Consider the following 12,170-nt stretch of genomic DNA (forward strand, 5'->3'; position numbering starts at 1 on the left):
CTTTTAGAAATGTCCTCCCAATGGTCTTTTCTGTAGTTAATATAATACTCATTTTCCGAAATATAGGCTAGACATTTTTGAACATTATGTCATTCTTTCTCTCCCCTTGCGGCCTCCTCCAAGCGTATGTCATGATAGAATAAACGGACTAATAAAATGATTGAGTATGTAACAGCCGGAAATACCGATGACCGCGTTCTTTCCCGCAGTGCGGCGCTCCTTGCCAATGGGGGTATCCTGGCCCTGCCCCTGGATACCAGTTGGGCCGTAGCTTGCTCTCTCCGTTCAAAGGAAGGGATCAAAAAGCTGCGCCGCATCTCCGGGGAACGGGACGAACGCCACTTTACCCTGCTCTGTTCGGATATTTCCCAGTTCGGCGAACTTTGCAACCTGGATAATACCCGGTTCCGGCTGATCAAACGGCTTTCCCCGGGCCCCTACGTGTGGATCCTCAAAACCCTCCTGGGTACCGAGAAAACCCTGGGGCTCCGCCGCCGGGAAGTGGGGGTCCGCATCCCGGATCATCCCCTCCCCCTGGACCTGATTGCCGCCCTAGGCTGCCCCCTCTATACGATAACTGCCAAGCGTTCCATGGCCAACGATGACCGGGATGACGCGGCCCCGGACACCGCCGCTGAGGAAAGCGCCGAGCTGCTTCCCCCCATCCCCGAGGAAGATCTCTTCGACGGAGGCTGGGAGATGGAAGGGCTAGCCGGTCTCGACCTGGTCCTGGATACCGGGGAAGAGCGCCCCCGTATTTTCTCTACCATCCTGGACATAAGCGGAGACGGGGTCCGTCTCATTCGTTCCGGCGCCGGTCCCTGGCCGATCTAATACTTTTTTTAAAAACCAGTATACACGGATACCCATATTGAATATGCTGAAACGCGAAAACTTTTTCCCTAAAAATCTATTTGCAAAGCGGGGGCGTCATGGTAAACAGGGGTGAATATATTTCCGATTCGGAGTGGCAGCGTTTCCAGAATTTTTCGAAAGACCAGGAAACACCATGCATCATCATGAACCTGCAGACGATCAAGGAAAACTACCAGCGCTTGCGGGGCCTTTTCCCCTACAGCGAAATCTATTACGCCGTCAAGGCCAACCCGGATCCGGAAATTGTCTCCATGCTTGCCGAGATGGATTCCTGTTTCGACATCGCCTCCCGGCCCGAACTGGACAAGGTCCTCGCCCTGGGGGTTATCCCCGAGCGGGTCTCCTACGGCAACACCATTAAGAAAGCCAGGGACATTGCCTACTTTTACGAGAAGGGTGTCCGTATGTTCGCCACCGACAGCAAGGAGGACCTTAAAAACATAGCCTCCGCAGCGCCGGGGGCAAAAATCTACGTCCGTATTCTGGTAGAAAACTCCGTTACCGCCGACTGGCCCCTGTCCCGCAAATTCGGCTGCCACCCCGACATGGCCTACGATTTGCTCATCCTCGCCCGGGACCTGGGATTGGTCCCCTACGGTATCTCCTTCCATGTGGGAAGCCAGCAGCGGGATATAGGCCAGTGGGACGACGCCATTGCCAAAACCAAATATCTCTTTTCCTCCCTGGAGGAGGACGAAGGCATACGTCTTTCGATGATCAACATGGGCGGCGGTTTTCCCGCAGCCTATACTACCCCCACCAATGATCTCAGCGAATACGCCACCGAAATTCAGCGCTACCTTGAGGATGATTTTGGGGACGACCTCCCAAAAATCATCCTGGAACCGGGCCGCTCCCTGGTGGGCAACGCCGGCATCCTCATGACCGAGGTGGTCCTTATCTCCCGGAAGAACAACACCGCCCTGAACCGCTGGGTCTACCTGGATGCGGGCAAATTTAACGGTCTCATAGAAACCCTGGATGAATCCATCAAGTACCCCATCATCACCAGCAAGGATGCTCCGGGGGTAAAGGAAGCGGAGGTCATCCTGGCCGGCCCCACCTGCGACAGCATGGACATCCTCTACGAAGACTATAAGTACCGTCTGCCGGTGGATCTTAAGGTTGGGGACAAACTCTACTTTTTATCCACCGGGGCCTACACCGCAAGCTACGCATCGGTGGGGTTCAACGGGTTTCTGCCCATTAAGACCCATACCATGAAGTAAAACTTAGAGAAGGGTCCCCTCCCTAGAGGAGGGCTTCCCTTCCTAAAGAAGGGCGTCTAGATCAATCTCTGCGGCAATGCAGGGCATGGTGACACCCCAGTTCTCCAATAGCTCAGGGTGGACCTCTCCAAAAACACCGATCCTTTTCCCCTGGTACAAAATTGCTGCGGCCCGCCCGGGAATAAACCGGGAATCAGTTGATTCCTCCACTTCATATTCACGAGAAATATAATAAAACAGTGTTTGTAACTGCCCAACGGCGGTATTAAAATTGGCGTCCTGGCCTGCGTGGAGAAAACCTAAATACTGGCGGGTACTGGTTCCGTAGTTTTCCGCGCTATCCCGGTAGGCAACCTTGCCCACCTCGAAGATCCGGTGGGGATACACCGAGTGGCCCGACACGGATTCGCTCTGCATCAGAGAGGCCAGGACGGAATCCCGGACATACTCGTAGTTCTCCGTCATGGGGTTAGAGATACGGATAATTTTTGCGCCGTCCCCCCGCATATTTTCTACCAGATCCTTCCGGGAACCCAGATAGTTGTAGATCATTTCCTGGTAACCCATGCCCACCAGGATTTCCTTGACCCGGCGGCTGAAGTAAGTTATCGGAGTAAGGCGGCCCACGGTAAAGTCCCGGGGACGTTCGGGTTTGAAGGAGTTGAGGGTTCGGCCTATCATCACATCCTCCGCCACATCTGCGGCGTGGAGAAAGTCATTCCGGTATTCCGGGGGCCAGGCAATGACCCCGTTCTTGACCTGCTCCAGGGCTTCACCGTTTTCAATGGAATCGGCCTTCTCTGCCTTTACACCCATGCGTTCCAGGGCTGCCAGACATTCATCGGCGCTGAGTTTTTCTCCCAGGAACCGTTCCACCCGGGCGAGGGAACAGAACACCGGCTTCTGGAAATAGTAGGGCGTGGTAAGCTTCCTGCCAAAGGGAGTGTCGTATTCGTACTCCACTTCCACAGGCTCAATGGTGTACCCCTGGTCCGCCAAATCGCAGGCCATGATCGATGCCGCCAGCGTTACTGAGGGTTGATCCGTGCCGGTAAGCTCCACAAAAAGGTCCGTGTCTCCCACCTGGACCGCCCCCAGGTCCGCAGAATTGATAATAGGCGGGTAAGAGAGGACGGCGTTTTTCGAGTCCACCAGAAGGGGGTGCAGGGGCTCATGCTCCTGGATAAAGGCATATTCCTTACCCTTGGGATGCTGCTTGAGGATCTCCCGCAGCGTCAACGGCACATCCCACTGGAGGGGTACGAAGGACACCGAATCGGGATCCACCGCCTTGTAGGTGATGGGCCATTTGATGATGGCAATGCGGTATAGGCCCATGGAAATAGTCCGGCGTTTACGGCCGAAATTCCAAGCCAGCTTCTCCTGGGTCTGGATCATGTCCCGCAAGGAAGAATCGGTGATAGATTTACCGGAGGCGATAAAGCCCGCAAGATAGGGTCGTACACCCTTAACGCTGGCCTCCACCAGGACCTTCCGGCTCGCCTTTTGAGACTTTTCGGGGCCGGAAAAGAAGGGATATTCCGGCCTCTTACCGCCGTTATGAATACGCAGCTGCCGGGCACAGCCCGCGGTAGCCCAGAGATCAGGCCTATTGGTATCGTTTAACTCAATTTTAAGCGTCCGTTCCCCTGCGGGGAGGCTTTTATCCGAATCCTCGTCCAGTTCCGCCTTGGCGCAGGTCAGGGCTTCCTCGAAAGCGTCCTTGGTATCCCAGCGACGCCCCGTCAGGGTATAGAAAAGTTCTTCGTTTACTTCAATTTTTGGCATAGTAGTAAGATAGTACGGTAAAAACTTGTCCCGTTTCAATAGCTCAATGCCAAGTTCCTTTTACACCAATGCGTTAAGGCTCATCACCTGGTCTACGGGCAGCGAGAAAATTACCCCGGCGGCCTTGGATGAAGCGCCGAAGTCTGTTTTTACCGCATCCATAATGGGGACTACCGTATTCTTATCCGCCAGAATGAAGATGATTTCCTTTTCATCCTGCACGGACATGCCAAGGAACTTTTTCATCACCTCCTGCGAAATACCACGCGCGCTGATAACCGTGCCACCCCGGGCTCCCGCCTTGCGGGCTTCGGTCATAAAAGCATCACTGTTTCCACCGTTTAATATCGAGATTATCATTTCATTCTTTATTTCAATAGCTTTCATACCCTGCTCCTTCGTATTTGACCCATCGTCCTTTCGTTGGACGGCTTCCTCGAACATCGTTAATATACGGGCCGTTACCCCGCCCAGGGGTACCGAAAAGGCAATACCGGCGCCGGCGCTCCGGGCTCCCATGGCACGGCGGACCTCCTGGATGATATGCGCCGTATCAGTGCTCTCCACAAGACAGATGAACACCGCTTTTTCCGTTGCGCCGATACCCAAGAGGTCGATGATTTCCGAACTTGCGGTACCGCTGCCGTTGCTGACAAAACTCAAGAGGCAGTTTTCCTGTGCAAATACTTCGGATACCACCGTTAGTTTATCCCAGTCCACAATGAGAAATAATGCTTTCAGACGAATCCGGTTGTCGGTTGATCCTATCGTTTTAGCCATAGAAGTACGCCTCCTCGAAGACGACCACCTCGTCCGCGCCAACACCGGCCTCCGCCGCTTTTATCGTCGCAAATTGTTTCCGGTAGATAAGTCCCAAAAGCTGGACAACCACCAAGGGGGTCATGGCAACCATGGCCACAATACCGAAGGCATCCTCCATGTGTCCGGCGGTTGCACAAGCGCCGATGGCAAAGGGTAACAGAAAGGTGCTGGTCATGGGACCGGAGCAGACGCCGCCTGAGTCAAAGGCGATACCGGTAAAAATCGGCGGAACAATAAAAGTGAGTATCAGGGCAAATACATACCCCGGAACGAGGATGTATAAAATGCTGATGTTAAAAAGAATACGCATCATGGCGATACCCAGGGCAAGGGACATGCCGATAGCGAGGGCCTTGGCCATAACTTTTTGGGTGATAGCGCCCTGGGACACATCTTCAACCTGCTTGTTCAAAACATGTACCGCAGGCTCGGCGGCCACAATGAAGTAACCAATGACCATACTGAGGGGTATCAATACCCACTTGATGGGGGATGCGCCGAGTTCGCTGCCGAAGAGACTTCCCACGGGAATAAAGCCCACATCCACGCCGGTGAGGAATACCACCAGTCCTATGAACGTATAGACAAAGCCGATGAGTATCCGTAGGAGTTGGTGCTTATGAAAGCGCCGGGTAATTAATTGGAATATAAAGAAGAAAACCAGTATTGACCCCAGGGCGGTTCCCACATTTTTCATGGTTGCGGGAAATTCGAAGAAAAAGGCTTCAACCACATCACGGTCCGTGTAATCGGCAATTGCGGCTATCTCTTCGGCGGGCAGGCTATTAGGCGGTACTTCGGTAATTTGCAGGGCCACGCCGAGTATCATCACCGACATTATCGGGCCGATACTACACAGGGCGACAAAGCCGAAGCTATCGCTCTTAGCACTTTTATCACCCCGAAGGGATGCAACGCCAACACACATGGCCAGCATAAACGGAACGGTAATCGGTCCGGTGGTTACGCCCCCGGAGTCAAAGGACACCGGGACAAAGGCGGTATTGCCATTTTTCACCATATAGTAGGCAAGGCAGAAAGTAACGGCGTAGAAAAACAACAGGAGGAAACGCAGAGGCACCCCGATGATCACCCGCAATACCGCTATTCCCATAAATATGCCGACACCCAAACCTACCGTTACAATGAGCGCCCAGATGTTCAGCGATTTGGCAAGCTGCAATGCCAGCACCATGAGGTCAGGTTCAGCAATGGTGATGATGACCCCCATCAAAAAACTGATGCCCACTGCCAGGAACACGTTCTGCCCCTTGGTGAGCTGTGCGCCTATGCCTTCGCCCATGGGCATCATTGCCATATCGGCGCCCAGGGTAAAAAAACCCATGCCGACAATGAGCAATGCGGCGCCGACCAGAAACATGACGATGATACCCGCAGACATTGGTACAAAAATAATGCTGGCGATAATCACTATCGCGGTGATTGGCAGCACCGATGAAAAGGCTTCCACAATCTTTTCGTTTAATACTTTATTCATACTATTCCAGTATACTTCTTAATCCTATAAATATCCAATGTCTGCCGCGTAGTGGAAGGATCACACCCCTTCCTTCGTCCTTCGCAGCCGTACATTCTCAATATCGTAACTGAACAGTTCCCGCAGATCATTCAGCCCCAGGGCCATAAGGGCCATGCGGTCTATGCCTATGCCCCAGGCTGCCACAGGAACGTTAACACCAAGACTGGCGGTAACTTCGGGGCGGAAGATGCCGGAACCGCCCAGCTCGAACCAGCCCAGAACCGGGTGCTTGATATGGACCTCCACCGAGGGTTCGGTAAAGGGGAAATAACCGGGAACGTACTTTACTTCCTTGGCCCCCGCCACTTCCCGGGCAAACATGTCCAGCATACCCAGCAGGGTCTTGAGGTTCACATCCTCCCCCAGGACGATGCCTTCAGTCTGGTAAAAGTCCGAAAGGTGGGTGGCGTCCACTTTGTCGTAGCGGAAACACCGGACTATGCCGAAGTACTTGCCGGGTATCTTCGCCTTGGGCAGGGTTTTGGCGGAAAGCACCGTGCCCTGGCTGCGAAGGATGAGCCGCCGGGTAAACTCCTTGTCAAAGTTGTAGTTCCAGCCCCGGCTCCCGGTCTTGCCGCCGTTTTCGTGGGCGGCGGCCACGTTGGAAAGCCAGGGTTCCTCGATAGCCTTTGCCTTTTCCGGTTCGGCGATATGATACACATCGTGGATGTCCCGGGCGGAGTGAAACTGGGGCATGAAGAGGGCGTCGGAATTCCAGAATTCGGTTTCCACCAGGGGGCCGTCGAATTCTTCAAAGCCCAGGGAAGAAAGTTTATCCTTTACATCCTCCAGGAATTTTGCGTAAGGGTTGGTCCGGCCAACGATAAGCCTGGTAGGGGGAACCTTAACATTATAGGAACGGAAGATCTTGCCCTTCCAGCCGCCGGATTCCAGCATCTCCGGGGTCAGGGTCCCAATTTCATCCCCGGTGATCCCCGCAGCCTTGAGTGCGATGGTCACGGGCTCCCAGTCCGGGGTAAAGCCGAAAACTACGGTTTCCCGATCCGCCTGACGGAAGGGTGCGTCCGCCGCTCCCCGCTTCTTAGCAATACCGCCTATGGCGATTTTTTCTGCCGAGGACAGGGCAGCTTCCGCTAAGAAGCTGCCTTCGGCAACGGCGGCTTTGTCCAGAAGACCCCGGACAACCGCAAAGTAATCCGGGGCATTCCCCGTACCAAGGGTCACCTTTTTCTCGCCATCCATGGCAAGAACTCCCAGCTTGGAGAGGGCGCCAAAGGCGCTGCCCACATCTTTGTTATCAAGGCCCAGATTTCCGGCAATATCAGGAAGGCGGAGACCTGAGGATGTTCCATCCCCTTGTTTTCCCCGAACCAGATCCAGGATCCGTTCTTCGGGACTGCCCTTTTCCTTCCACACCCGGCCTAAATCGGTCAATTCATAAAAAATACCAGCTTCCCGGCGGATTTCACTGACAATGCCCTTGCCCGCAAGCCAGGACAGGGCCTGATTGCCATTTCCGCTCTTAAACTCCAGGTCCTTTTCGACCTTTTCCACCGTAAGCTCATCACCCTTTTTATAGGCCAGGATGATCCGGACCTCCAGGGGGTGCAAATTCTTTACCGTACTTTGAATATCGATACCCATAAAAGCAGAATAGCAATTCCGAGGGGCTTTGAGAAGGGGCGGCGCTCTGGCGTGATCGGTTCTAATACGCGGCGAAGGGAATGACTTCGGTAATGTTCACCCGGAAGCGGCCTGAGGCGGCCCACTGACCGGCGTCCATCCAAAATACGGGGAAATCGGCCAGACTGATAAAGCCTTCGACGGCCTTGGGGCGGTTCCGTTCGCTGCTTCGGAGCATAGTCCGGATTGCCGTGCGGGCGGCGTCTTCCAAGGCGGCTTGTTTGATGGTAACCCAGTCGGAAATCTCCACTGGTCCGCCGAGGAGGCCATGTCCTATGGCCTGGGCGCTTCTGGTAGTCCCAGTTTTCCAGGTACGCAGCCAGCGTTGTTGGGCCTCATTCGGCCGGAAATCGGCCCACACATAGAAACGTTGATCCTGCAGCCCCGCATCGGTGGCGAAAAGCCCGGGGTCTCCCCAGGGGATGGTCCCCAGGGGCTTTAGTTCCAATTCTTCGTCTATGTCCCGGACACGTTCCCCTATGTCGTAATGAAAAGACCAGCCGTATACCATGTCAGAAAAAAACAGGGATGCTTCCTCAAGAGCCCGGCGCCGTAAAGTTTGAAGATCCGGCGGCTTAGGATCGTCTACAAACTGGCCGGGCATGGGTTCCAGTTCCACCCAGACCTGTCCCCGGAGCACTTCCTGGGCGGGAAGTATCACCGTTAGAGCCAGAGCTATAATCAAAGTACAAACTAATACACGAGACATACTTCAATTATCGGGGCTTGGTTGTTTTTATTAACCGGGATTATTTTCCCGTAAGATACTTCCAGGGATTGGCGCCGAAACGAACAAGGAAATAGATCCAGCCGAAGGCAAATCCCGCTAAATGGGTTAGATGGGCAACACCGCTGCGAAAGCCGGTAACAGAAGAGAACAATTCCAGGGCGGTAAAGCCTAAAACCATGATAGGCGCCTTGAGGGGCAGAATACCCCAGAGGTAGATCACCGAGTCGGGGAAAAAGGTGGCGTAGGCCAACTGTACCGCAAAAAGAGCCCCGGAAGCGCCCAGGAGAAAGACCCCGTAGGAACCGGTAAACCAGTAGATCACAAAAGACAGAAAGCCCGCCAGAATACCGGTGCTCAAATAGTAGACCAGGAATTCCTTGCTGCCCATACGACGTTCCACCTGGGCGCCGAAAATGAATAGGGCCAGCATATTGAAAAGGATATGGCTTATCCCGCCATGGGCAAACATATAGGTTACAAACTGCCAGTAAAAACCCCGCTGGATCAATATGGGGTTCAAAGCGAGATAAGAGGTAAACCGGGGATTAATCCGCTGCATGATGTAGACCAGTACATTGATACCGATGATATAGAGCACCACATTGTCATAACGGTAATGAAAAGGCTTGCGGATAAGATTCATATGGTAAACATACGATTCTTATCCGGTCTGGTCAATATAAATATTATTTTTCCGAGAAGGTGATCCGGTTCCTTCCGGCCTGTTTCGAATGATACAAGGCCTTATCCGCCCGGTCAATCATGTGTTCGCTGGAAGTATCCAACCCATGTTCGTAACAGACCACGCCGCAGGAAATAGTAATCTTCAGGGTTTGTTCTTTATATATAATTTCACTTTCCTCAATGGTCTTTCGGATACGTTCGGCAATTTTCAAGGCCATATTTTTGCCCGGCTGGGAAACGAGGATAACAAATTCCTCCCCGCCGTACCGGGCAGCGACATCCGAACTCCGGATATTATCCAGGAGAATCTGGGCAACGTATTTCAAAACCATATCGCCGCAGCTATGCCCGTAGGTATCGTTGACCCGCTTAAAAAAATCAATGTCAAACATAAGCAGGCTGAAGTCCTGACTGATCCGTGCGTTTCCCAGCCACTCATTCAGGATAGAAAACAAATAATGTTTCAGTTTGAGCTTGGTCATCATATCCGTGGTGGCCATCTCGAAGAGGCCGGCGTTATTGATGGCGATAGAAGCCAGGGAAGCCACATTAAGGATATACTCCTTTTCATAGCTGTCAAATTCACCCGCTTCTATCCGTTCTCCCATCATGATAATACCGTTTATCTTACCCTGGGCCTGTAGGGGAACCAGCAGGGATGGCTCAAGGTTGGTGATAGGAGCCAGGTCTTCCAGAGAAACATTTTCGTTCCGTATATCATCCAGGGTATAACAGCCGTATTTATTGTTGAATAGCTTTATCAGATCATGGTTTTCAGGAATGGTATAGGTAAGGGCGTGATCTATATCAAACCCCGTATAATTACGGTGGAGACTAAATTCTTCCGCATCCAGATGCTTGCGGACAAAGAGGCCAACCTTAAGGACCTTGAGCTGGGCCATACAAATAAGCAGAAGGGAATCGATAAGTATGGTAAAATCCAGGGTTGAATTCAGGCTTTTTGATATTTCAAAGAGTTCTTTGAGATCATATATCTGTTTATTCAACTGCTGTGTATCCGATATGCTATCTGTCATCTTGCCTGTCCAAAAGAAGAATTCAGTAATTATAACCCGCTTCCCAAGGACACTGCAAGCTAAATCTCTATAATTACCCGATAATCTTCTATACTATCGGCATGGATCAGGCGATTCCTAAGGGCCGCGCCGCCACTTATCCCCTTGGTATAGGCACAAAACTGCTTTCGCATTTCCTTGCAGGCGAATCCTTCCCCCATATCCCGGCTTAAGAGGGTCAGTTGGCGGAAAGCGGTTTCAAGCCGTTCCCGGGAGCTTGGTTCCTGCCAGGTTTCACCTGAAAGGAGAGACTTTGTCGCAGAAAAAATAAAGGGATTCCCCATGGCGCCACGGGCAAACATTACCGCGGCGCAGCGAGTTTCCCGGAGCATCCTTTCGGCATCTTCCGGGCTAAAGAGGTCTCCGGAACCGGCCACAGGAACCGGCAGCCGGGAAGCTAGGTCGCTTATCAGAGACCAATCGCTTTTGCCGGTATAGCCCTGAGTCCGGGTCCGGGGGTGTAGGCCAACCAGAGCAGCCCCGGATTCGGCGGCAATCCTCCCGCATTCTCCGTAATTAAGGGAAGCTGCATCCCAACCGGAACGGAGCTTTACCGTAACCGGAACGCCGCCCAAGGCTTCCTTCGATGCCCTGACCACCGCCTCCACAATACGGCCAAGCCTATCCGGGCTGCGCATCAAGGCGGAACCGGCCCCGGTCTTTACCACCTTGGGTACCGGGCAGCCGCAGTTTATGTCCACCGATTCGGGCCGCCAGGGGGCCAAAAGCAGGGCCGCCCGGTACATCACATCGGGATCCGCGCCAAAGAGCTGTACCGCATACCGCGCCTCGTTTTCCGCCCGGGGCAGTAAAATTTCGGTACGCACATGGTTTCGGGTTAGCGCTTCGGAGGAAACCATCTCGGTACAGGTAAAGTCTGCCCCCTGGTCTATGCAAACAGAACGGAAGGCTCGGTCAGAATAACCCGCCACCGGGGCCAGAAAGAGATTACCGGGAATAACGAGGGAACCGATGTTTACCGGACGATACAGGCCCATTTATTCATTGGGTAGACCGAAGAAACGGTTTGAGTTTTCCCAGAGGGTTGCAGCCAGTTCTTCGTCGCTTATTTCCAGCATGTCCGCCAGGAAGCCGGCGGTCAGGGGAAGATACTTAGGCATATTCCGCTTACCCCGAAAATCCGCGGGAACCATGAAGGGGCTCTCGGATTCGATGAGGATACGGTCCAGGGGCAGCACCCCGATGGTTTCGTGGAGGTTCCGGGCGTTCCGGTAGGTCAAATTGCCCGCAAAGGAGAAGTAGAGGTTCTGGTCCAGGGCTTTTTTCGCATACTCGGCGTCTTCGGAGTAACAGTGAAGGACCCCGCCCTTTGGGGGCAGCCGATCCCGAAGTATATCCAGCACATCCTTGCCCGCATCCCGGTTATGGATGATCACCGGCAAGTTAAGCTTGGCAGCCAAGTCCAACTGGGTGATAAAAAGCTCAATCTGGGACTTTTTGTCCCCAAATCTGCGGTAATAATCCAGACCGATCTCCCCTATGGCCACAACCCGGGGAAGCTGGACATTCTGCTCAATAATCTGAACCCAATCTCTGCCAGGATTCTGGACCTCCGACGGGGAAACCCCCACGGCATGATACACATTGGAGGCGGATTTAAGGTTATCGTAAACCTTCACAAAATCATGAAGGCTGTTGCATATCGAAACAAGTCTTGAAACGGTAGCCTGGCGGGCTTCCTGAATAACAATGAGCTGCTCGATAGGGTCCTCACAAATGAGCCCTATATGGGCGTGAGTATCAAAATACTGCATGGCTTA

The 12,170-nt window shown here is 53.1% G+C and carries 11 protein-coding genes; 2 read left to right on the forward strand and 9 right to left on the reverse strand.

From position 1 onward, the window contains the following. The first annotated feature begins 156 nt into the window (after positions 1-156). Together TPRIMZ1_RS0116770 and TPRIMZ1_RS0116775 are read left to right on the forward strand one after the other, a co-directional pair. Positions 157-834 carry an L-threonylcarbamoyladenylate synthase gene (locus TPRIMZ1_RS0116770; RefSeq protein WP_010263448.1) on the forward strand — a complete coding sequence of 226 codons (678 nt, stop codon included), beginning with the start codon at positions 157-159 and terminating at the stop codon, positions 832-834. A gap of 98 nt (positions 835-932) precedes the next feature. Then, positions 933-2,105 (forward strand): type III PLP-dependent enzyme, encoded by a 1,173-nt coding sequence (locus tag TPRIMZ1_RS0116775; RefSeq protein ID WP_010263454.1) that lies wholly within the window; start codon positions 933-935, stop codon positions 2,103-2,105. 42 nt (positions 2,106-2,147) lie between these two features. On the opposite strand, the gene pheT is transcribed toward TPRIMZ1_RS0116775, so the two are convergent. The 9 genes from pheT to TPRIMZ1_RS0116820 all read right to left on the reverse strand — a co-directional run bounded on the left by pheT (position 2,148) and on the right by TPRIMZ1_RS0116820 (position 12,164). Next, a complete protein-coding gene (gene pheT / locus TPRIMZ1_RS0116780) occupies positions 2,148-3,893 on the reverse strand; it encodes a phenylalanine--tRNA ligase subunit beta (protein WP_026043778.1) in 1,746 nt (581 codons plus the stop codon). A gap of 60 nt (positions 3,894-3,953) precedes the next feature. Then, positions 3,954-4,673 (reverse strand): P-II family nitrogen regulator, encoded by a 720-nt coding sequence (locus TPRIMZ1_RS0116785; RefSeq protein ID WP_010263460.1) that lies wholly within the window; start codon positions 4,671-4,673, stop codon positions 3,954-3,956. Continuing rightward, positions 4,666-6,213, reverse strand: a complete 1,548-nt coding sequence (locus tag TPRIMZ1_RS0116790; protein ID WP_010263464.1) for a DUF1538 domain-containing protein — start codon at positions 6,211-6,213, stop codon at positions 4,666-4,668. Before TPRIMZ1_RS0116790 ends, TPRIMZ1_RS0116785 begins: the two co-directional genes overlap by 8 nt. Before the next feature lie 60 nt (positions 6,214-6,273). Beyond that, positions 6,274-7,860 carry a phenylalanine--tRNA ligase subunit alpha gene (locus TPRIMZ1_RS0116795; RefSeq protein ID WP_010263466.1) on the reverse strand — a complete coding sequence of 529 codons (1,587 nt, stop codon included), beginning with the start codon at positions 7,858-7,860 and terminating at the stop codon, positions 6,274-6,276. Between the two features lie 61 nt (positions 7,861-7,921). Further along, the gene (locus TPRIMZ1_RS0116800; RefSeq protein ID WP_026043779.1) at positions 7,922-8,584 is read right to left on the reverse strand and encodes a hypothetical protein; all 663 of its coding nucleotides are present in this window, start codon (positions 8,582-8,584) and stop codon (positions 7,922-7,924) included. Positions 8,585-8,648: 64 nt separating this feature from the next. Next, on the reverse strand, positions 8,649-9,272 hold the full coding sequence (locus TPRIMZ1_RS0116805; RefSeq protein ID WP_010263479.1) for a rhomboid family intramembrane serine protease: 624 nt from the start codon (positions 9,270-9,272) through the stop codon (positions 8,649-8,651). Positions 9,273-9,315: 43 nt separating this feature from the next. Continuing rightward, on the reverse strand, positions 9,316-10,320 hold the full coding sequence (gene dgcA, locus TPRIMZ1_RS0116810; RefSeq protein WP_232616864.1) for a diguanylate cyclase DgcA: 1,005 nt from the start codon (positions 10,318-10,320) through the stop codon (positions 9,316-9,318). An 89-nt stretch (positions 10,321-10,409) separates the two neighbouring features. After that, positions 10,410-11,387 carry a tRNA dihydrouridine synthase DusB gene (gene dusB / locus TPRIMZ1_RS0116815; RefSeq protein ID WP_010263486.1) on the reverse strand — a complete coding sequence of 326 codons (978 nt, stop codon included), beginning with the start codon at positions 11,385-11,387 and terminating at the stop codon, positions 10,410-10,412. Beyond that, entirely contained in the window at positions 11,388-12,164 is a 777-nt protein-coding gene (locus tag TPRIMZ1_RS0116820) for a TatD family hydrolase (RefSeq protein ID WP_010263490.1), read from the reverse strand. Positions 12,165-12,170 lie beyond the last annotated feature (6 nt).

Source organism: Treponema primitia ZAS-1 (assembly GCF_000297095.1).
In the GTDB taxonomy this organism is placed as follows: Bacteria; Spirochaetota; Spirochaetia; order Treponematales; family Breznakiellaceae; genus Termitinema; species Termitinema primitia_A.

Bases quoted from the DNA above. Each gene is read 5' to 3' on its own strand.
- TPRIMZ1_RS0116770 (WP_010263448.1), top strand. From the start codon at position 157: ATGATTGAGTATGTAACAGCCGGAAATACCGATGACCGCGTTCTTTCC.
- TPRIMZ1_RS0116775 (WP_010263454.1), top strand. From the start codon at position 933: ATGGTAAACAGGGGTGAATATATTTCCGATTCGGAGTGGCAGCGTTTC.
- pheT (WP_026043778.1), bottom strand. From the start codon at position 3,893: ATGCCAAAAATTGAAGTAAACGAAGAACTTTTCTATACCCTGACGGGG.
- TPRIMZ1_RS0116785 (WP_010263460.1), bottom strand. From the start codon at position 4,673: ATGGCTAAAACGATAGGATCAACCGACAACCGGATTCGTCTGAAAGCA.
- TPRIMZ1_RS0116790 (WP_010263464.1), bottom strand. From the start codon at position 6,213: ATGAATAAAGTATTAAACGAAAAGATTGTGGAAGCCTTTTCATCGGTG.
- TPRIMZ1_RS0116795 (WP_010263466.1), bottom strand. From the start codon at position 7,860: ATGGGTATCGATATTCAAAGTACGGTAAAGAATTTGCACCCCCTGGAG.
- TPRIMZ1_RS0116805 (WP_010263479.1), bottom strand. From the start codon at position 9,272: ATGAATCTTATCCGCAAGCCTTTTCATTACCGTTATGACAATGTGGTG.
- dusB (WP_010263486.1), bottom strand. From the start codon at position 11,387: ATGGGCCTGTATCGTCCGGTAAACATCGGTTCCCTCGTTATTCCCGGT.
- TPRIMZ1_RS0116820 (WP_010263490.1), bottom strand. From the start codon at position 12,164: ATGCAGTATTTTGATACTCACGCCCATATAGGGCTCATTTGTGAGGAC.